This is a genomic window from Mesorhizobium sp. M1365 (assembly GCF_040317865.1).
GTDB lineage: Bacteria > Pseudomonadota > Alphaproteobacteria > Rhizobiales > Rhizobiaceae > Mesorhizobium.
On record NZ_JAMYLG010000038.1, the window covers coordinates 31,329 to 50,311 of the forward strand.

15 protein-coding genes are annotated in these 18,983 nt (G+C 62.7%); 2 read left to right on the forward strand and 13 right to left on the reverse strand.

The window, feature by feature from the left end; all coding sequences use genetic code 11:
• Position 1: 1 nt before the first annotated feature.
• The 10 genes from rpsS to rpsL all read right to left on the reverse strand — a co-directional run bounded on the left by rpsS (position 2) and on the right by rpsL (position 7,551).
• Entirely contained in the window at positions 2-280 is a 279-nt protein-coding gene (gene rpsS / locus NKH04_RS26965) for a 30S ribosomal protein S19 (protein ID WP_006205463.1), read from the reverse strand.
• Positions 281-296: 16 nt separating this feature from the next.
• Positions 297-1,130: a 50S ribosomal protein L2 gene (gene rplB, locus NKH04_RS26970; protein ID WP_353045225.1), complete on the reverse strand. Its 834-nt coding sequence runs from the start codon at positions 1,128-1,130 to the stop codon at positions 297-299.
• Positions 1,131-1,152: 22 nt separating this feature from the next.
• Positions 1,153-1,446, reverse strand: a complete 294-nt coding sequence (locus NKH04_RS26975) for a 50S ribosomal protein L23 (RefSeq protein ID WP_352975227.1) — start codon at positions 1,444-1,446, stop codon at positions 1,153-1,155.
• A complete protein-coding gene (gene rplD / locus NKH04_RS26980; RefSeq protein WP_023675140.1) occupies positions 1,443-2,063 on the reverse strand; it encodes a 50S ribosomal protein L4 in 621 nt (206 codons plus the stop codon). The genes NKH04_RS26975 and rplD overlap by 4 nt, the downstream gene beginning before the upstream one ends.
• Positions 2,063-2,791 carry a 50S ribosomal protein L3 gene (rplC, locus tag NKH04_RS26985; protein WP_352451050.1) on the reverse strand — a complete coding sequence of 243 codons (729 nt, stop codon included), beginning with the start codon at positions 2,789-2,791 and terminating at the stop codon, positions 2,063-2,065. The genes rplD and rplC overlap by 1 nt, the downstream gene beginning before the upstream one ends.
• A 96-nt stretch (positions 2,792-2,887) precedes the next feature.
• The gene (rpsJ, locus tag NKH04_RS26990; RefSeq protein ID WP_006205468.1) at positions 2,888-3,196 is read right to left on the reverse strand and encodes a 30S ribosomal protein S10; all 309 of its coding nucleotides are present in this window, start codon (positions 3,194-3,196) and stop codon (positions 2,888-2,890) included.
• A 63-nt stretch (positions 3,197-3,259) separates the two neighbouring features.
• The gene (tuf, locus tag NKH04_RS26995) at positions 3,260-4,435 is read right to left on the reverse strand and encodes an elongation factor Tu (RefSeq protein ID WP_352614181.1); all 1,176 of its coding nucleotides are present in this window, start codon (positions 4,433-4,435) and stop codon (positions 3,260-3,262) included.
• A gap of 67 nt (positions 4,436-4,502) precedes the next feature.
• Positions 4,503-6,593: an elongation factor G gene (gene fusA / locus NKH04_RS27000; protein ID WP_023680448.1), complete on the reverse strand. Its 2,091-nt coding sequence runs from the start codon at positions 6,591-6,593 to the stop codon at positions 4,503-4,505.
• A gap of 30 nt (positions 6,594-6,623) precedes the next feature.
• The gene (gene rpsG / locus NKH04_RS27005) at positions 6,624-7,094 is read right to left on the reverse strand and encodes a 30S ribosomal protein S7 (protein ID WP_008875664.1); all 471 of its coding nucleotides are present in this window, start codon (positions 7,092-7,094) and stop codon (positions 6,624-6,626) included.
• 85 nt (positions 7,095-7,179) lie between these two features.
• Positions 7,180-7,551 carry a 30S ribosomal protein S12 gene (rpsL, locus tag NKH04_RS27010; protein ID WP_006333356.1) on the reverse strand — a complete coding sequence of 124 codons (372 nt, stop codon included), beginning with the start codon at positions 7,549-7,551 and terminating at the stop codon, positions 7,180-7,182.
• Between the two features lie 462 nt (positions 7,552-8,013).
• On the opposite strand from rpsL, the gene NKH04_RS27015 reads away from it, so the two are divergent.
• Entirely contained in the window at positions 8,014-8,295 is a 282-nt protein-coding gene (locus NKH04_RS27015) for a transcriptional regulator (RefSeq protein ID WP_254817147.1), read from the forward strand.
• A 123-nt stretch (positions 8,296-8,418) separates the two neighbouring features.
• Positions 8,419-9,348: a Gfo/Idh/MocA family protein gene (locus tag NKH04_RS27020; RefSeq protein ID WP_352975140.1), complete on the forward strand. Its 930-nt coding sequence runs from the start codon at positions 8,419-8,421 to the stop codon at positions 9,346-9,348.
• 48 nt (positions 9,349-9,396) lie between these two features.
• Here NKH04_RS27020 and NKH04_RS27025 read toward each other — a convergent pair whose 3' ends face one another.
• From NKH04_RS27025 to rpoB, 3 genes are all read right to left on the reverse strand, one after another.
• A complete protein-coding gene (locus NKH04_RS27025) occupies positions 9,397-10,062 on the reverse strand; it encodes an O-methyltransferase (RefSeq protein ID WP_023680445.1) in 666 nt (221 codons plus the stop codon).
• An 83-nt stretch (positions 10,063-10,145) separates the two neighbouring features.
• Entirely contained in the window at positions 10,146-14,342 is a 4,197-nt protein-coding gene (gene rpoC / locus NKH04_RS27030) for a DNA-directed RNA polymerase subunit beta' (protein WP_352975142.1), read from the reverse strand.
• A gap of 131 nt (positions 14,343-14,473) precedes the next feature.
• Positions 14,474-18,610: a DNA-directed RNA polymerase subunit beta gene (gene rpoB / locus NKH04_RS27035; RefSeq protein WP_352874931.1), complete on the reverse strand. Its 4,137-nt coding sequence runs from the start codon at positions 18,608-18,610 to the stop codon at positions 14,474-14,476.
• Positions 18,611-18,983: the final 373 nt, after the last annotated feature.

Here is an 18,983-nt window from a genome sequence, read left to right on the forward strand (position 1 = left end):
ATTATTTCCTCTTCGCCTTCTTATCCGCGCCGTGACCGTAATAGGTCCGGGTCGGAGCGAATTCACCGAACTTGTGACCGACCATGTCCTCGTTCACCGAGACGGGAACGTGCTTCTGGCCGTTGTAGACACCGAAGGTGAAGCCGACGAACTGCGGCAGGATGGTGGAGCGGCGGCTCCACATCTTGATCACCTCATTGCGACCACCTTCACGAACCTTGTCCACCTTCTTCAGAAGGTAGCCGTCGATGAAGGGGCCTTTCCAAATCGAACGAGTCACTTGGCGTTACCTCTTCTTAGCTCTTGCGCTGATGGCGCGAGCGCAGGATGAACTTGTCGGTCGCCTTGTTGGACCGCGTCTTCTTGCCCTTGGTCGGCTTGCCCCAGGGCGAAACCGGATGGCGGCCACCCGAGGTGCGGCCTTCGCCGCCGCCATGCGGATGGTCGACCGGGTTCATGGTCACGCCGCGATTGTGCGGACGTTTGCCGCGCCACACGGTGCGGCCTGCCTTGCCGTCATTGATGTTGCCGTGGTCCGGGTTGGACACGGCGCCGACAGTGGCCATGCAGGAGCCGTGGACGACACGCTGCTCGCCCGAATTGAGGCGCAGGATCGCCATGCCCTGGTCGCGGCCGACGAGCTGGCCATAACCGCCGGCCGAACGGGCGACCTGAGCGCCCTTGCCGGGCTTCAGCTCGATATTGTGGACGATCGTGCCGACCGGCATCGAGGCCAGCGGCATCGCGTTGCCCGGCTTCACGTCGGCCGATTCACCGGCCACGATCTTGTCGCCGGGAGCCAGACGCTGCGGGGCGATGATGTAGGACAGCTCGCCATCGTCATACTTGATCAGCGCGATGAAGGCGGTGCGGTTCGGATCGTACTCGATACGCTCGACCGTGCCGACGACGTCGAACTTGCGGCGCTTGAAGTCGATGATGCGGTAGGTGCGCTTGTGACCGCCGCCGATGAAGCGGGCTGTGATGCGGCCGTAATTGTTGCGGCCGCCCGACTTGGTCAGGCCCTCGGTCAGACCCTTGACGGGCTTGCCCTTGTAGAGGCCCGAGCGATCGACGATGACCAGCTGACGGGTGCTCGGCGTTACCGGGTTGAATTTTTTCAGTGCCATTGTTCTGTCCTCGCGACCTTGCTCAGAGACCCGTCGCGACGTCGATCGACTGGCCTTCGGCCAGCGTCACAACCGCCTTCTTGACGTCGCTCTGGCGGCCGATCGCGCCGCGGAAGCGCTTGATCTTGCCCTTGCGGACAAGCGTGTTCACGGCCATCACCTTGACGCCGAACAGCGCTTCGACGGCGGCCTTGATTTCCGGCTTCGACGCCTTCTTGGCGACATTGAAGACGACCTGGTTCTGCTCGGAAGCCATGGTCGACTTTTCAGTGATCGCCGGCGAGACGATCACGTCGTAATGACGAAGGTCGGTCATTTGAAGCGCTCCTCGAGAGCCTCGACGGCGGCCTTGGAAAGGACCAGCGTGCCGCGGCGCAGAATGTCGTAGACGTTGATGCCCTGGATGGGCAGCACGTCGATGTTCGGGATGTTGGTCGCCGCCAGCTTGAAGTTCTTGTCAAGCTCGGCGCCGCCGATCACCAGGGCGTTGCTCAGGCCCAGCGTCGCGAAATTCGCGATCAGCGCCTTGGTCTTGGCCTCGGTCAGCTTCAGCTCGTCGATGATGATGATCGACGCGCTCTTGGCCTTGGCCGAGAGGGCATGCTTCAGGCCGAGCGCACGCACCTTCTTAGGCAGATCGTGCTCGTGGCTGCGCACGACCGGGCCGTGGGCCTTGCCGCCGCCGCGGAACTGCGGAGCGCGAGCCGAATGGTGGCGGGCGCGGCCTGTACCCTTCTGCTTGTACATCTTGGCGCCGGTGCGGGCGATTTCCGCGCGACCCTTGGCCTTGTGCGTGCCCTGCTGCTTCTTGGCAAGCTGCCAGCGCACGACGCGCTGCAGGATGTCCTCGCGCGGATCGAGGCCGAAAATCTCTTCGGAGAGCTTCAGCTTGCCGGCGTCCTTGCCGCCAAGCGTTGTAATCTTGAGGTCCATTATTCCGCTCCCTCTGTGGCCGGGGCCTCGTTCGTGGCGGCACCGTCAGTCGCAAGGGCGCGGATCGCGGCGGGCTTCGGCGCATTGGCCGGAAGCGCCACCTTGGCCGCGTCGCGGACCAGGATCCATGCACCCTTCGAACCCGGGACCGCACCGCGGATCAGGATCAGGCCGCGATCGGCGTCGGTCGAGACGACCTCGACATTCTGCGTGGTGACGCGGGTGTCGCCCATGTGGCCGGCCATATGCTTGCCCTTGAACACCTTGCCCGGATCCTGGCGCTGGCCGGTCGAGCCGTGTGTACGGTGCGACACCGAGTTGCCGTGTGTTGCGCGGCCGCCACCCATGTGGTGCCGCTTGATGACGCCCTGGAAGCCCTTGCCGATCGTGGTGCCCGTCACATCGACCTTCTGGCCGACGACGAAGTGCTCGACAGTGATCTCGGCGCCAACATCGATCATGTTGTCGGCAGAGACGCGAAACTCGGCAACCTTGGCCTTGGGCTCGACGGAAGCGGTCGCGAAATGGCCGCGCATCGCCTTCGACGTGTTCTTCACTTTGGCAAGGCCAACGCCGAGCTGGACGGCGGTATAGCCGTTCTTCTCCTGCGTGCGCTGCGCCACGACCTGGCAGTTCTCCATCTGGAGAACAGTGACGGGAACATGTTCCCCGGCATCGTTGTAGATGCGGGTCATTCCCACCTTCTTTGCAATCACACCTGAACGCATCGGTTCAATTCCTTTAGAGTTCCCTGTCGGGGCTGTCGCCCCTCCACGCCTCTTGTTCCTTCAGAGTTCCGGGTCGCCCCGCTGACCTCTGGTTCCTTACAGCTTGATCTCGACGTCGACACCGGCGGCCAGGTCGAGCTTCATCAAAGCATCGACCGTCTGCGGGGTCGGGTCGACAATGTCGAGCAGACGCTTGTGCGTGCGCATCTCGAACTGCTCGCGGCTCTTCTTGTCGACGTGAGGCGACCGGTTGACCGTGAACTTTTCGATCCGCGTCGGCAGCGGAATGGGGCCGCGGACGTTGGCGCCGGTGCGCTTGGCGGTCGACACGATTTCCCGTGTCGAGGCGTCGAGCACCCGGTGATCAAACGCCTTCAGGCGGATGCGGATATTCTGTCCGTTCATGCGTCACTTCCTTGTTCTGGCGCGGCGCGGGCAGCGCCCGCGACAGATCGGTTTAAGTCCAAATTACTCTGTGATGGTGACGACGATGCCGGCACCGACGGTGCGGCCGCCTTCACGGATGGCGAAGCGCAGCTTCTCTTCCATGGCGATCGGCACGATCAGCTCGACATCGACGGTGATGTTGTCGCCCGGCATCACCATCTCGGTGCCTTCCGGCAGCGACACGATGCCGGTCACGTCCGTCGTGCGGAAATAGAACTGCGGACGGTAGTTGGTGAAGAACGGCGTGTGGCGGCCGCCCTCGTCCTTGGTCAGGATGTAGGCTTCGGCAACGAACTTCTTGTGCGGCTTGACGGTGCCGGGCTTGGCCAGGACCTGGCCGCGCTCGACGCCTTCACGGTCGACACCGCGCAGCAGCGCGCCGATGTTGTCGCCGGCCTGGCCCTGGTCGAGCAGCTTGCGGAACATCTCGACGCCCGTGCAGGTCGTCTTGGTGGTCGGACGGATGCCGACGATCTCCAGCTCCTCGCCGACCTTGACGACGCCGCGCTCGACGCGGCCGGTCACAACCGTGCCACGGCCCGAGATCGAGAATACGTCCTCGATCGGCATCAGGAACGGCTTGTCGAGCGGACGCACCGGCGTCGGGATGTAGGCATCGACCGCAGCCATCAATTCGCGGATGGCGTCCTCGCCGATCTTCTTGTCGGAATCTTCAAGGGCGGCAAGCGCCGAACCCTTGACGATCGGAATGTCGTCGCCGGGGAACTCGTTCTTGGTCAAAAGCTCACGCACCTCGAGCTCGACCAGCTCGAGCAGCTCGGCGTCGTCGACCTGGTCGACCTTGTTCAAGAACACCACGATCGAGGGCACGCCGACCTGGCGGGCCAAAAGGATGTGCTCGCGGGTCTGCGGCATCGGGCCGTCGGCGGCCGACACCACCAGGATCGCGCCGTCCATCTGCGCGGCACCGGTGATCATGTTCTTCACATAGTCGGCGTGGCCGGGGCAGTCGACATGGGCATAGTGGCGGTTGGCGGTCTCGTATTCGACGTGCGCCGTCGAAATGGTGATGCCGCGCGCCTTCTCTTCGGGTGCCGCATCGATCTGGTCGTAGCGCTTGTATTCGCCAAAATACTTGGTGATCGCCGCCGTCAGCGACGTCTTGCCATGATCGACGTGACCAATCGTGCCGATGTTCACATGAGGCTTAGTGCGCTCGAATTTACCTTTTGCCATGTGATCTCTCCATTCCTGCCAGCCCGTGCGGGCCTTGAATTAAGTTACTGATGCAACTCGTTTCGAGTTACGCGTATTTCTTCTGGACTTCCTGGGCGACCGCGGTCGGGACCGGCTCGTAGTGGTCGAACTGCATCGTGTAGGCCGCGCGGCCCTGGCTCATCGAGCGAAGGTTGTCCACGTATTTGAACATGTTGGCGAGCGGCACCATCGCGTTGATGACCACAGCCACGCCACGGGCTTCCTGGCCCTGGATCTGGCCGCGACGGCCGTTCAGGTCGCCGATAACGCTGCCGACGTAATCTTCCGGCGTCACCACTTCGACCTTCATGATTGGCTCGAGCAACTGCACGCCAAGCTTGGGGGCTGCTTCACGGAAGCAGGCGCGGCCGGCGATTTCGAAGGCCAGAACCGACGAGTCCACGTCGTGGTAGGCGCCATCGATCAGCGTCGCCTTGACGCCGATCATCGGGAAGCCGGCGAACGGGCCCGAGGTCATGACGCTGTTGATGCCCTTTTCGACACCGGGGATGTATTCCTTCGGCACAGCGCCGCCGACGATCTTGGTTTCGAACTCGAATTCGCTGCTTTCCGGATTCGGCTCGAACAGGATCTTGACGCGGGCGAACTGGCCGGTACCGCCGGTCTGCTTCTTGTGCGTGTAGTCCTGCTCGTGCTTGCGGGTGATCGTCTCGCGGTAGGCCACCTGCGGCGCGCCGACATTGGCCTCGACCTTGAACTCGCGGCGCATGCGGTCGACGATGATGTCGAGGTGAAGCTCGCCCATGCCGGAAATGATCGTCTGGCCCGATTCCTCGTCAGTCTTGACGCGGAAGGACGGATCCTCGGCGGCCAGGCGGTGAAGGGCGAGACCCATCTTTTCCTGGTCGTTCTTGGTCTTCGGCTCGATGGCGATCTGGATGACCGGATCGGGGAATTCCATGCGCTCGAGGATGACCGGATGCAGCGGATCACTGAGCGTGTCGCCGGTGGTGGTGTCCTTGAGGCCAGCGAGGGCGACGATGTCGCCGGCAAACGCCTCTTCGACGTCGGCGCGCGAATTCGCATGCATCTGCAGCATGCGGCCGATGCGCTCTTTCTTGCCCTTCACGGTGTTGTCGACCGAGATGCCCTTGGTGAGCTTGCCCGAATAGATGCGGGCAAAGGTGAGCGAACCGACGAACGGGTCGTTCATGATCTTGAAGGCAAGCATCGACAGCGGCTCGTTGTCGTCGGCATGACGCTCGATCTCGGCGTCGGTCTTGGCGTCGACGCCCTTGATGGCCGGGACATCGGCCGGCGACGGCAGATATTCGACGACGGCGTCGAGCAGCGGCTGCACGCCCTTGTTCTTGAAGGCCGAGCCGCAGAACATCGGATAGAACTTCACCGCGATCGTGCCCTTGCGGATGAGCGCACGGATCTCGTCGTTGCTCGGCATCTTGCCTTCGAGGTAATTCTCGAGCGCCGTCTCGTCCATTTCGACGGCGGCCTCGATCATCTTCTCGCGGTATTCTTCGGCACGAGCCTTGAGGTCGGCAGGGATCTCGACGATGTCCCAGGCAGCGCCCAGCGTCTCGTCGCGCCAGACCAGCGCGTTCATCTCGACGAGGTCGACGACACCCTTGAACTCGGTCTCGGCGCCGATCGGCAGCTGCATGACGACGGCATGCGCACCGAGGCGCGATCCGATCATCTCGACCGAGCGGTAGAAGTCGGCGCCGATCTTGTCCATCTTGTTGCAGAAGATCATGCGCGGCACGCGATACTTGTCGGCCTGGCGCCAGACGGTCTCCGTCTGCGGCTCGACACCGGCATTGGCATCGAGCAGCGCAATGGCGCCGTCGAGCACGCGCAGCGAACGCTCGACTTCAATGGTGAAGTCGACGTGGCCGGGGGTGTCGATGATGTTGAAGCGGTGCATCTTGCCGTCGCGACCCTTCCAGAAGGTCGTGGTCGCGGCCGACGTGATGGTGATGCCGCGCTCCTGCTCCTGCTCCATCCAATCCATCGTGGCAGCGCCGTCGTGGACTTCGCCGATCTTGTGCGACTTGCCCGTGTAATAGAGGACGCGCTCGGTGGTCGTCGTCTTGCCGGCGTCGATGTGCGCCATGATACCGAAATTGCGGTAGTCTTCGATTTTATATTCGCGGGCCATGGGAGGTGCCTCTTCAGTCTCGTTCGCGCTTTACCAGCGGTAGTGCGCGAAAGCGCGGTTGGCTTCTGCCATCTTGTGGGTGTCTTCACGCTTCTTGACGGCGGTGCCGCGGTTGTTGGCCGCGTCCATCAGCTCGCCGGAGAGGCGGTCGACCATAGTGGTCTCGTTGCGGTTGCGGGCGGCGGCGATCAACCAGCGGATGGCCAATGCCTGACGGCGCTCGGGGCGCACATCGACTGGAACCTGGTAGGTGGCGCCGCCGACGCGGCGCGAACGCACTTCCACATGCGGCGCGACATTGTCGAGCGCCTGATGGAAGACGGTGACCGGCTCCTGCTTGGTCTTGGACTGAACCTGGTCGAGCGCGCCGTAGACGATGGTCTCGGCAACCGACTTCTTGCCGTCATACATGACGGCGTTCATGAACTTGGTGACGATCAGATCGCCGAACTTGGGGTCCGGATTGATCTCACGCTTTTCTGCACTGTGACGACGGGACATTTTTTCTCTGCCTCAATTCTACGCGGTGGCCTGGATCCCGGATCGTCGCTTGACGCCGCCCGGAACGACCTTGGCTACGCTTCGGTCACTTCGGACGCTTGGCGCCGTATTTCGAACGGCGCTGCTTGCGGTTCTTCACGCCTTGCGTGTCGAGCACGCCGCGGATGATGTGGTAGCGGACGCCCGGAAGATCCTTGACGCGACCGCCGCGGATCATCACCACCGAGTGCTCCTGAAGGTTGTGGCCTTCGCCGGGGATGTAACCGATCACTTCAAAACCATTGGTCAGGCGGATCTTGGCCACCTTGCGCAGCGCCGAATTCGGCTTCTTCGGCGTCGTGGTGTAGACGCGCGTGCAGACGCCCCGCTTCTGCGGGTTCTGCTGCATGGCCGGGACCTTGTTGCGCTTCACCGGCGCAATGCGCGGCTTGCGGATCAGCTGGTTGACGGTAGGCATTAAACCCTCTTGTCTCTCAATTCCGTGTCTCGCCCGGTCAGGGCCGCTCAAAGCGTCATTTCCATACGCAAATTCGGGCCACAAACCGCGCCTCGCGGTCTTGCCCGAACAAATGGCAGAGGAAGCGGAAGCCGCTTCATGCACGCCGGAAATGTCTTTTCGCTCGTAAAACGAACCCTGTTTGAGGCAAACTCCAAAGCGTGTCGCTTCGGAAGCAAGAGCCTCACATCGGTTCTGACTGGGCGGCTTCTACTCGTATGGCCACTGTCCGTCAACCCCGGAGCGGCAAATATTGCGCTGAACCCGAGGCGTGGCAGCCATGCGAAAAGCGCATGTAATTTTCTTGCGCCGTTTTTCAAGAGGAAGCCAGAAAGTGACCGGCTTGCGGCTGTTTCCAGGCCGTGCTTCGTGCGAAAAGGCGGCATGAGCAGCCCAAACCCCCTCGCCCGGAGGTACGAACCCGTGAATGACAATGAGGAGCGCCCGGTCACCATTATTACCGGCCGGGTGTGGAAGCGCAAAGGCGGCAAGCCGGAAGGCGTGCATGTGATGCTGGTCGCGCCGGACGACGATTCGGCGGTGCGCCGCGCTCTCGAATCACTTGCCGCGGAAGGTTATGCCGAGGCCGAGCTCGATCAGATCGGCGACCTGGACGGCGTGCCCGACGAGGAGCCGCATCTGTCCGCCTATCAGGGCGCGCTCGAAGGCGAAGTGTCGATCGTGACGTTCGATGTGCCGATCTGAAGAGATCTGAATCGCGGTCGATCTCACGGGCCGGCGACAAAGCCCGGCGACTTGCCCGGCACAAGTTCTCTGCTAAGAAGCGACCTCTGGCAAAACCAAGCACACTTAACCTGCGGAGCTCCCATGTCCTCTAATCCCATCAAGCTCGGCATCGTCGGCGTGGGAAAGATCGTCCGCGACCAGCACCTGCCGGCCTTGGCGAAGGACCAGGATTATCGCCTGGTCGCCGCAGCCAGCCGCCACGGCAAAGTCGAAGACATCCCGAATTTCCCGACGATCGAGGCGATGCTCGACGCGGTGCCGGAGCTCGAGGCGGTGTCGCTGTGCATGCCGCCGCAGTTTCGTTACGACGCCGCGCGCTTGGCGCTCACGGCGAAAAAGCATGTCTTCCTGGAAAAGCCGCCCGGCGCCACGGTCAGCGAGGTCGAAGACCTGAAGGCGCTGGCGACAGCGAACGGCGTCTGCCTGTTCGCCAGCTGGCATTCACGCTATGCGCCGGCTGTCGAAGCTGCGCGCGCATTCCTTGGATCGACAACGATCAGGTCGGCCGCCATCAATTGGAAAGAAGACGTGCGCCGCTGGCATCCGAATCAGGAATGGATCTGGGCTCCCGGCGGCTTTGGCGTGTTCGATCCCGGCATCAACGCCCTGTCGATCGCTACCCACATCCTGCCGCCGATGTTCATCAGCTCGGCAGAACTCGATTTCCCCGAGAACCGCGCGGCACCGATCGCCGCCCATATCGCTTTCCGCACTTCGAACGGTCTGCCGGTGACGATGGAACTCGACTGGCGTCAGACCGGCCCGCAAAGCTGGGACATCCTGGCCGATACCGAGGCCGGATCGATGGTGCTTTCTGGCGGCGGCTCAACGCTCGCCATCGATGGCCGCGTCGTTCACGAGGAGCCGGAAGCCGAATATCCGATGCTCTACAAGCGCTTCGCCGAGATCGTGCGCGCCGGCACCTCCGACGTCGATCTCGCGCCCCTGCAGCACGTCGCCGACGCCTTCATGCTCGGCAAGCGCAATGTGGTGGAAGCTTTTTTCGATTGATCAGTGGGCGCCGCCGGATCGCAGGTCCGGCCGGCGCACCGCACAAATTCAATTAACGATCGCTATTGCAAAGCCGTCATAGCCCTTGGCGCCAACAGTCTGGATCGCGGTGCCTTCCAGACGTTTGTCGCTGCCGATGAACGAGAACGCCGCGCGTGCCCCTTCGACATTGGCATCGCGACCATCTTCATTCACCACCGCGCCGTCACGGATGACATTGTCGCAGACGATGACGGTCCCCGGCCTCGAAAGACGCATGGCCCAGGACAGATAGTGCGGGTTGTTCGGCTTGTCGGCGTCGATGAAGATGAAGTCGAACGGCCCGGCATTCTCGGCGCCTAAGGCCGCAAGCGATTGAAGCGCCGGTCCGACCCGCAGTTCCACACGGTCAGACACCCCTGCTCGTTCAAAGTTCGACCGCGCGACACTGGCGTGGTGCGGATCAAGCTCGAGCGTCACGACCTTGCCGTCCATCGGCAATGCTCGCGCCATCCAGATTGTCGAATAACCGCCCAACGTGCCGATTTCGAGTACCTTCTTCGCTCCCTGCATTCGCGCAAGAAGTGAGAGCAGCTTGCCTTGTGCCGGGGAAACGTCGATAGGCGGCAGGCCCTGATCATGGTTGGCCGCCAGAACGGCATCGAGGGCGGGATCCGCCTCGAAAAGAGCTTCGACAATGTAGTCGTCGACAGAAGCCCAGATCTTCCTGCTCATCGTTCTCCTCCGATCCGATTGGGGAACCACAACGCGAAAAGGGGCCACTTGGGCCCCTTTTCTATCTTCTCTTTCTTGCGCGCTTACTGCGCCGCGTTAACCATGTCGGTCAGCATCGGCTCGGCGACCTCGACGCCGGACGCCTTGCGGCGCTCGTCGATGATCAACTCGTCGCGCGAGGTGGCGATGCGCCGGATCTGGCTCATCGTACCGCCGGTACCGGCCGGGATCAGCCGGCCGACGATGACGTTTTCCTTCAGACCCTGCAGCATGTCGGTCTTGCCCGCAACCGCAGCTTCGGTCAGCACCCTCGTCGTCTCCTGGAAGGAAGCGGCGGAGATGAAGGACGGCGTCTGCAGCGAGGCCTTGGTGATGCCGAGCAGCACCGGCTGGCCTTCGGCCGGCTTCTTGCCTTCCTCGACCAGGCGCTCATTGACCTCTTCCAGCTCGATCACGTCGACGTGGTCGCCCGGAATGTAGGTCGAATCGCCCTGCGTGGTGATCTCGACCTTCTGCAGCATCTGGCGAACGATCACCTCGATGTGCTTGTCGTTGATCGACACGCCCTGCAGTCGGTAGACTTCCTGGATCTCGTTGACGAGGTAGGAGGCAAGCGCCTCCACGCCCTTGATCGCCAGGATGTCGTGCGGCGCCGGATTACCGTCGAGGATGTAGTCGCCCTTCTCGATGACGTCGCCGTCCTGGAGATGGAACGGCTTGCCCTTCGGGATCAGGTATTCGACCGGCTCAAGCGTCGAGTCATGCGGCTCGATGATGATGCGGCGCTTGTTCTTGTAGTCGCGGCCGAAGCGGATCGTGCCATCGATCTCGGCGATGATGGCGTGATCCTTCGGACGGCGTGCCTCGAACAGTTCGGCCACACGCGGCAGACCGCCGGTGATGTCCTTGGTCTTGGCGCTTTCCATCGGGATACGCGCCAGCACGTCGCCGGGGCGAACCTGTGCGCCCGGCTCGACCGAAAGAATGGCCTCGACCGAGAGCAGGAAGCGGGCGTCGCCGCCCTTCGACAGCTTGCCGACCTTGCCCTTGGCATCCAGGACGGCGATCGCCGGCTTGAGGTCGTTGCCGCGTGGCGTCGAACGCCAGTCGATGACCTCGCGCTTGGTGATGCCGGTCGATTCGTCGGCGGTTTCCTGAACGGAAATGCCATCGACCAGATCCTCGAATGCCACCCTGCCCTCGATTTCGGTGAGGATCGGGCGGGTATAAGGATCCCACTCGGCAATGCGCTGGCCGCGCTTCACCTTGTCGCCATCGTCGACGAAGATACGCGAACCGTAGGTGACGCGGTGCGTGGCGCGTTCCTTGCCGGCTTCGTCGAGGATCAGCACCGCCATGTTGCGGCCCATGACCATCAGCTGGCCGTCGGAGTTGCGCACCACGTTGCGGTTGCGGATCTCGACCTTGCCCTCGTACGAGGCTTCAAGGAACGAGGAATCCACCACCTGCGCCGTGCCGCCCATGTGGAAGGTACGCATGGTGAGCTGGGTGCCCGGCTCGCCGATCGACTGCGCCGCGATGACGCCGACAGCCTCGCCCTGGTTGACGGGCGTGCCGCGGGCCAGATCGCGGCCGTAGCAGACCGCGCAGACGCCGACCCTGACCTCGCAGGTCAGCGCCGAACGGATGCGGACCGACTGCACGCCGGCCTTTTCGATCAGTTCCACGTCACGCTCGTCCATCAGCGTTCCGGCCTTGACCAGAACCTCGCCGGTGACCGGGTGGGTGATGTCGTCGAGCGAGGTGCGGCCGAGAACGCGCTGACCAACCGAGGCGACGACCTGACCGGCATCGACGATCGGCTGCATGGTGAGGCCCTTGTCGGTGCCGCAGTCGAGCGAGTTGACGATGCAGTCCTGCGCCACGTCGACGAGACGACGCGTCAGGTAACCCGAGTTCGCCGTCTTCAAGGCGGTGTCGGCCAGCCCCTTGCGGGCGCCGTGGGTCGAGTTGAAGTACTCGAGCACGGTGAGGCCTTCCTTGAAGTTCGAGATGATCGGCGTCTCGATGATTTCACCGCTAGGCTTGGCCATCAGGCCGCGCATGCCGGCGAGCTGGCGCATCTGGGTGGGCGAGCCGCGCGCACCGGAGTGCGACATCATGTAGATCGAGTTCATCGGCTTCTGACGGCCGTTGTCCTCGAACTCGACCGCCTTGATGCGGGCCATCATTTCGTCGGCGACCTTTTCCGAGCACTTGGCCCAGGCGTCGACGACCTTGTTGTACTTCTCGCCCTGGGTGATCAGACCGTCATTGTACTGCTGCTCGTACTCCTTGGCCAAAGCCTCGGTGTCGGAGACCAGCTTGATCTTGGCGTCCGGGATCAGCATGTCGTCCTTGCCGAACGAAATGCCGGCACGGCAGGCGTGGCTGAAGCCGAGAGCCATGATGCGATCGCAGAAAATGACCGTCTCCTTCTGACCGCAATGGCGGTAGACGGTGTCGATCATCTTGGAGATGTTCTTCTTGGTCATCTCCTGGTTGGCGGTCTCGTAGGGCACGTTGTGGTTCTTCGGCAGCAGCTCGCCGATGATCATGCGGCCAGGCGTGGTGTCGTAGATCTTCGACACGACCTTGCCGTCGGCGTCGACCGTGCGGAAGCGCCCCTTGATCTTGGCATGCAGCGTCACCGCCTTGGTCTCGAGCGCGTGCTGGAGTTCGCCCATGTCGGCAAACACCATGCCCTCGCCAGGCTCGTTCTGATTGACGATCGAGAGATAGTAGAGACCGAGAACCATGTCCTGCGACGGCACGATGATCGGCGCACCGGAAGCCGGGTGCAGGATGTTGTTGGTCGACATCATCAGCACGCGGGCTTCGAGCTGCGCTTCCAGCGACAGCGGCACGTGGACCGCCATCTGGTCGCCGTCGAAATCGGCGTTGAAGGCCGTGCAGACCAGCGGGTGCAGCTGGATCGCCTTGCCTTCGATCAGGATCGGCTCGAACGCCTGGATACCGAGGCGGTGCAGCGTCGGTGCGCGGTTCAGCAGCACCGGATGCTCGCGGATGACCTCGTCGAGGATATCCCAGACCTCCGGACGCTCCTTCTCGACCAGCTTCTTCGCCTGCTTGACGGTCGAGGAGTAGCCCTTGGCGTCGAGACGGGCGTAGATGAAGGGCTTGAACAGTTCGAGCGCCATCTTCTTCGGCAGGCCGCACTGGTGGAGCTTGAGCTCCGGACCGGTGACGATGACCGAGCGGCCGGAATAGTCGACGCGCTTGCCGAGCAGGTTCTGGCGGAACCGGCCCTGCTTGCCCTTCAGCATGTCGGACAGCGACTTCAGCGGACGCTTGTTGGCGCCGGTGATGACGCGGCCGCGGCGGCCGTTGTCGAACAGCGCATCGACGGCTTCCTGCAGCATGCGCTTTTCATTGCGCACGATGATGCCGGGCGCGCGCAGCTCGATCAGCCGCTTCAAGCGGTTGTTGCGGTTGATGACGCGGCGATAGAGGTCGTTCAGATCCGACGTGGCGAAACGGCCGCCGTCCAGCGGGACAAGCGGGCGCAGGTCCGGCGGAATCACCGGAACCACCTTCATGATCATCCATTCCGGACGGTTGCCGGACTCCATGAAGTTCTCGACGACCTTGAGCCGCTTCAGGTACTTATTCTGCTTGAGCTCGGAGGTGGTCGAAGCCAGCTCAGAACGCAGGTCGCCGGCGATCTTCTCGAGGTCCATGCCGGCCAGAAGGTCGTGGATCGCCTCGGCGCCGATCATGGCGGTGAACGAATCCTCGCCATACTCGTCGACGGCCATCATGTACTCTTCCTCGCTGAGCAGCTGGTGCTCCTTCAGCGCGGTGAGGCCGGGTTCGGTAACGATGTAGTTCTCGAAGTAGAGGACCCGCTCGATGTCCTTCAGCGTCATGTCGAGCAGCGTGCCGATGCGCGACGGCAGCGACTTCAGGAACCAGATGTGGGCGACCGGTGCCGCCAGCTCGATATGGCCCATGCGTTCGCGGCGGACGCGCGACAGCGTGACTTCGACGCCGCACTTCTCGCAGATGACGCCCTTGTATTTCATGCGCTTGTACTTGCCGCACAGGCACTCATAGTCCTTGATCGGGCCAAAAATGCGCGCGCAGAACAGGCCGTCACGCTCCGGCTTGAAGGTGCGGTAGTTGATGGTCTCCGGCTTCTTGATCTCGCCGAACGACCAGGACAGAATCTTCTCAGGGCTGGCAAGCGAGATCCGGATGGAATCGAACACCTGCGCGGGCGCCTGGGGATTGAAGAGATTCATGACCTCTTGGTTCATGCCGTTCTCCTTTTCGGGGTCCTCGAAAACCCCTTGCATCTAGCGCGGGCCAAACGCCCGCCGACTTGATCGGCCATCGGCCGAGAATTTGGTGCGTCCGGTCGCGGGAAGACCGCGGCCGGACGTCTTGCTTACTCGGCCGCGTCGGGCAGCCGGATCGGGTTGTCGTCGAGCTTGGTGTTCTCCAGCTCGACATTGAGGCCGAGAGACCGCATTTCCTTGACGAGAACGTTGAAGCTCTCGGGAATGCCGGCCTCGAAGGTGTCGTCGCCTCTGACGATCGCCTCGTAGACCTTGGTGCGTCCGGCGACGTCATCCGACTTCACCGTCAGCATCTCCTGCAGCGTGTAGGCGGCGCCGTACGCTTCGAGCGCCCAGACCTCCATCTCGCCGAAGCGCTGGCCACCGAACTGCGCCTTGCCGCCCAGCGGCTGCTGGGTAACGAGCGAGTACGGACCGATCGAACGCGCGTGGATCTTGTCGTCCACAAGGTGGTGAAGCTTGAGCATATATATGTAGCCCATCGTCACTTTGCGATCGAACGGCTCGCCGGTGCGTCCGTCATAGAGCTGCGACTGACCGCTGGTGTGCAGGCCCGCCTGCTCCAGCATGATGTTGATGTCGGCCTCGTGCGCGCCGTCGAACACCGGTGTCGCGATGGAGACGCCGCGGCGCATCTGCTCGCTGAGGCGAACGATGCTCTCGTCGTCATATTCGCGGACCGGCTCGTTGCGGTCGTTGGCCGGCATGAAGCTCTCGAGCGTCTTGCGCAGCGGCTTGATGTCGCCCGCTGTCTTGTACGCATCGATCAGATCGCCGATCTTCCTGCCCATTCCGGCGCAGGCCCAGCCCAGGTGCGTTTCCAGAATCTGGCCGACATTCATGCGCGACGGCACACCCAGCGGGTTGAGCACGATGTCGGCATGCGTGCCGTCCTCGAGGAAAGGCATGTCCTCGACCGGAACGATCCGCGACACGACACCCTTGTTGCCGTGTCGGCCAGCCATCTTGTCGCCGGGCTGCATCTTGCGCTTCACGGCCACGAAGACCTTGACCATCTTCATGACGCCCGGAGGCATCTCGTCGCCGCGCTGCACCTTCTCGACCTTGTCCATGAAGCGCTGCTCGAGCGCCTTCTTGGAATCGTCGTACTGGCCACGCAGGGCTTCCAGTTCGCTCTGGAGCTTTTCGTTCTCCACGGCAAACTGCCACCACTGCGAACGCGGATACTCGTCGAGCGTGTCCTTCGACAGCTTCGAGCCCTTCTTGAAGCCCTTCGGCCCGGCAATCGCTTCCTTGCCGACGAGAACGTCGGAAAGACGCGAATAGACGTTGCGGTCGAGGATCGCCTGCTCGTCGTCGCGGTCCTTGGCGAGGCGTTCGATCTCCTCGCGCTCGATGGCCATGGCGCGCTCGTCCTTCTCGACGCCGTGGCGGTTGAAGACACGCACTTCGACGACGGTGCCGAAGGTTCCCGGAGGCATGCGCATCGAGGTGTCGCGCACGTCCGAGGCCTTTTCACCGAAGATGGCGCGCAGCAGCTTTTCTTCCGGCGTCATCGGGCTTTCGCCCTTCGGCGTGATCTTGCCGACCAGGATGTCGCCCGGCTGCACTTCCGCACCGATGTAGACGATGCCGGCCTCATCGAGGTTCTTCAGCGCTTCTTCCGAGACGTTGGGAATGTCGCGCGTGATCTCCTCCGGCCCCAGCTTGGTGTCGCGGGCCATGACTTCGAACTCCTCGATATGGATCGAGGTGAAGACGTCGTCGGCGACGATGCGCTCGGACAGGAGGATGGAATCCTCGTAGTTGTAGCCGTTCCACGGCATGAACGCGACCAGCACGTTACGGCCGAGGGCCAGATCGCCGAGCTCGGTCGACGGGCCGTCGGCGATGATGTCGCCCTTGTTGACCCGGTCGCCCATGCGCACCAGCGGACGCTGGTTGATGCAGGTGTTCTGGTTCGAACGCTGGAACTTCATCAGCCGGTAGATGTCGACGCCGGACTTGCCGGGATCGAGATCTTCCGTGGCGCGGATGACGATGCGCGTCGCGTCCACCTGGTCGACGATGCCGCCGCGGCGGGCGCCGATGGCGGCGCCCGAGTCACGGGCGACGATAGGCTCCATGCCGGTGCCGACGAACGGCGCTTCGGCGCGCACCAGCGGCACGGCCTGACGCTGCATGTTCGAGCCCATCAGCGCACGGTTGGCGTCGTCGTTCTCGAGGAACGGGATCAGGGCCGCGGCCACCGACACCATCTGCTTCGGCGACACGTCCATCAGATCGACGTTTTCGCGCGGCGCCATCATCACTTCGCCGGCGTTGCGGCAAATGACGAATTCGTCGACGAAATGACCATTCTTGTCGAGCTCGGCATTGGCCTGCGCGACGTGGTGCTTGGCCTCTTCCATAGCCGACAGGTAAACGACCTCATTGGTCAGCTTGCCATTGACGATCTTGCGGTACGGGCTCTCGATGAAGCCGTATTTGTTGACGCGCGCGAAGGTCGCAAGTGAGTTGATCAGGCCGATGTTCGGGCCTTCCGGCGTCTCGATCGGGCAGATGCGGCCGTAATGCGTCGGGTGCACGTCGCGCACTTCGAAACCGGCACGCTCGCGGGTCAGACCGCCCGGTCCAAGCGCCGAAAGACGGCGCTTGTGGGTGATCTCCGAAAGCGGGTTGGTCTGATCCATAAACTGCGACAGCTGCGAGGAACCGAAGAACTCGCGCACGGCGGCAGCCGCCGGCTTGGCGTTGATCAGGTCCTGCGGCATCACCGTGTCGATCTCGATCGAGGACATGCGTTCCTTGATCGCGCGCTCCATGCGCAGCAAGCCGACGCGGTACTGGTTCTCCATCAGCTCGCCGACCGAGCGCACACGGCGGTTGCCGAGATTGTCGATGTCGTCGATCTCGCCCTTGCCGTCGCGCAGTTCGACCAGCGTCTTGACCACGGCCAGGATGTCGTCCTTGCGCAGCACGCGCACGGTATCCTCGGCCTTGAGCTCGAGGCGCATGTTCATCTTGACGCGGCCGACGGCCGACAGATCGTAGCGCTCGCTGTCGAAGAACAGCGAGTTGAACATGGCTTCAGCGGTTTCCAGCGTCGGCGGCTCGCCGGGGCGCATGACGCGGTAGATGTCGAACAGCGCGTCCTGGCGGCTCTCGTTCTTGTCGACGTTGAGCGTGTTGCGGATGTAGGCGCCGACGTTGACGTGGTCGATGTCGAGGACCTTGATCTCATCCTCACCGGTGCCAAGCAGCACCTTCAGCGTCTTTTCGTCGATCTCGTCGCCGGCTTCGAGGAAGATCTCGCCGGTCGCGTAGTTGACAATATCCTCGGCAAGGTAGTTGCCGAGCAGATCCTCGTCGGTCGCCTTGATCGCCTTGAGACCCTTTTCGCCGAGCGCCCTGGCCTGGCGGGCGGTGATCTTCTTGCCGGCCTCGACGACGACTTCGCCGGTGTCGGCGTCGACCAGGTCACCAACGGCCTTGAGGCCGCGGAAACGCTCGACGTTGAACGGGATGCGCCAATGGTCGCCGGCGCGCTTGTAGGTGATCTTGTTGTAGAAGGTCGACAGGATCTCTTCGCCGTCCATGCCGAGCGCCATCAGCAGCGACGTCACCGGAATCTTGCGGCGGCGATCGATGCGGGCATGCACGACGTCCTTGCTGTCGAACTCGATGTCGAGCCACGAACCGCGATAGGGAATGACGCGCGCGGCAAACAGGAGCTTGCCGGACGAGTGCGACTTGCCCTTGTCATGGTCGAAGAAGACGCCTGGCGAACGGTGCATCTGCGAGACGATGACGCGCTCGGTGCCGTTGACGATGAAGGTGCCGTTCAAGGTCATGAGCGGCATGTCGCCCATGTAGACGTCCTGCTCCTTGATGTCCTTGATCGACTTGGCGCCGGTATCCTCGTCGATATCGAACACGATGAGGCGCAGCGTCACCTTGAGCGGCGCCGCATAGGTCAGGTCGCGCTGACGGCATTCGTCAACGTCGAATTTCGGTCCCTCGAACTCATACTTCACAAATTCCAGCATCGAGGAGCCGGAAAAATCGGAAATCGGGAAGACCGACTTGAAAACTGCCTGCAGTCCCTCGTCAGGACGCCCACCCTTGGGCTCCTCCACCATCAGGAACTGGTCATAGGATGCCTTCTGAACCTCGATCAGGTTCGGCATCTCCGCAACTTCCGGGATCTTTCCGAAAAACTTGCGTACGCGTCTGCGGCCATTGAAAGTCTGGGTCTGGGCCATCGTCGCTCCTTAGCTCAATTCTCGGGACGAGCCTCGCCGCGGCTCGCCTTGCATCTCGGGCCACCTTGGCGGCCCTGTCTTGTTGCCCACCGCCTGTCGGCGGCTTCTTGTCTTTTCACCCGGCGCCAATTGGCGGCGGGCCAGAAACGGGAGAAAACCCGTTTCCTGAAGGCCTGTTTGCGGCCCTCAGGAAAGAGGTTTTCGCACTCTTCGCGTTACGCAGCCTCCCTTCGACGCGAAAGGAGTGGCGGGCCGCGCGGCCCCGAACGCCCGGGATCAAACACGGGTTGAGTTAGACCAAGGCGCCGCGGGGTTGACGCGGGGGGGCGGACATTTGAGCCGCGGCCGGGTCAACAGCGGGGATGTCCGGGGT